General features: G+C 39.5%; 1 protein-coding gene. It reads right to left on the bottom strand.

The genetic code is table 11. From position 1 onward, the window contains the following. Positions 1-645 precede the first annotated feature (645 nt). Entirely contained in the window at positions 646-1,740 is a 1,095-nt protein-coding gene (fcmB, locus tag F6K22_RS39215) for a filament morphology actin-like protein FcmB (protein ID WP_293110393.1), read from the bottom strand. Positions 1,741-2,215 lie beyond the last annotated feature (475 nt).

The raw sequence follows: 2,215 nt of genomic DNA on the forward strand, positions 1-2,215 counted from the left end.
TCTGCATTCAGAGGGAAACCTCGCCATCCCATCCTTCGGAATGCTCCGCAAACGACCGCCTTTTCTCCATGAATGGAGAGGCTTTATACCTTAATTTTTCGGTAAATATTGTTTTGTTTGAGAAACATCTTAGCTGCTATAAACAATAATTCAGTTTGTAATCCAATATTCAACTTTACTTTACTACTTTTAGGGGACAAAGAAAATTTCTTTTCTACTCTGTCCCCATTATTTTTGAGTTCCAGATACAGAAACAACCACATAATAATTAGGGCTTGCTAATTAAATCTAAAAGCACTTACATATCAGGGGTAAAGCCATTTTTGTGCGAAAAAAGTGCCAGCTTTTTGCTCCCTTAAGGCCACACAAGTGAGGATCTTGAGCAGACAAGGGCAGAAAAATTGAGGGACAAATATATCCGACTACATCCTCTGTAATTCCTATTTCTCCTGTACGTCGCCAATCCGACGGCTCCCCTACCTGACTCAGTCCTCCTGACTCCTACCTTCACCCATAAGACTTATTCAGCAAACCCTAATTATGGTGCTCTACTCAAATTTGAGATTGGGTTTTGACATTGAGGTAATTTATATTCTACTATAGCGCCTCAAATATCTTGAATCTAATACTCAACTAAGCAACAACTTACTTAGATATTGCTAATTGAGCTTCCCCATAGATGTATTGTCCCAGAGCATTTGCTTCTCTAGGTGGTTGAGCCAAATGAGCTTTCAGACCTGCTTCTTCAATTAGCTTTTGCAAATCTTCCCGGAAAAAATCTGCCCCACCACCAGTAAGAACAACATCACTCACCCTTTCTGGTATCCACTTAATTAAACGGTCACAAAGTTTAGCGGCAAAAACCTTACGCAATTCAGGAACAATACCGTCCAGATTAATAGGTTTTGTTGCACCTCTAGGACGATAAGAACGCTGACCTTCAGGTTTATGGACAGCTTCCAACAAATACAAAGACTGAGCATCTGCTCCCTCAATCTTAGCAGCCACATCTTCATAAAACTGGCTCATGGCAAAAGCTTCACTCTTAGAAGCAGCCCTAGCAAACCGGAAACGATCTACCATCAAGAAATCGGTAGTTTGATGGCCAATATCAACAATAGCAAGGGATAATTTGGGCAATTCTGGCTGAAATTCTTTACCATGATTAGCCTCAGTCCACAGTAAGCTACCATATCCTTCTGGCATGACCCAAACCTTGTTAATTCTAATTTCGACAGGTTCAGCGCCTCGATAAGACATTTTATGAGGACATTGCAGTTGGCTAATAATCTGTGCCTTTTCCTTTTCAAATTGTTCTTGGGAATAGAAAGGTAAACCTATGACTACCGAAAATTCTCCTTTGAGCTGAAAATAGCCAGCACAGGCCAAGATTTTAATTAAAGCATCTTCAACTTTAGACTTAGCAAAAGATCTTTCATCACCAAATAGATTAGCTCCAAAGTCAGCACCAAGTTGACCTACAGCATATCCAGAACCTTGATATTCCAACCACATATCTAATAAAGGGTCTGTAGGTTTAGACTCAAAATTACCAGCTCTGACTTGTTCTACAGTTAATTGTTTGACATTGGCTGGAATAAAAACTACACCATTTGGGGTACGACTCACACAAGCTTTGGCAGCTGTTCGTCCTAGGTCGACACTAAGAATTGCTTTTTTACTAACATTGGCTGGTTTCTGGGTCAGCATTGCTGCTGCTGCTGGCTGTTTAATTACCATTAGGCTCTATTACCTCACTAAACTCTTAAATCAAAATACTACCGTTATTAAAAGTCCTAAATTTCTATTTATATATATTTATATATCTATAATTTAGCGAATTAAGACAAACGGCATGAAAGGCACTAAGGGACTCAAATCGCCTGACAAAATTAATAATTGTACAAGATAGAGTTACAGTACCTTCAGAAATTCCAGTCAACTGGATAATAATTCATAAAAACATAATCACACAAGACAGGTCTTTGTTTTGTCAGTCTTACCTCGACTGAGTGTTAGCGTTTGCCTAGCATTCCGAAAGAAAGCTCCTCCGTTTGCGCAGCATTCCGCAGGAAAGGAGGCACTATAACACCACGCCAGTTGCTTCAACTCGGGAGACCTACCCAAGGCATTTACTCCTCTATCCCATAGGTAAAAGCATTAAACTTGCCCTAATATCTATTGTTAAGTTACATTTAGTTAAGATTATGAGTGA

Source organism: Okeania sp. SIO2F4 (genome assembly GCF_010672385.1).
In the GTDB taxonomy this organism is placed as follows: Bacteria; Cyanobacteriota; Cyanobacteriia; order Cyanobacteriales; family Microcoleaceae; genus Trichodesmium.

What these genes read in the sequence shown, in the direction of transcription:
- fcmB (WP_293110393.1), bottom strand. Translation starts at nt 1,740, where the DNA reads ATGGTAATTAAACAGCCAGCAGCAGCAGCAATGCTGACCCAGAAACCA.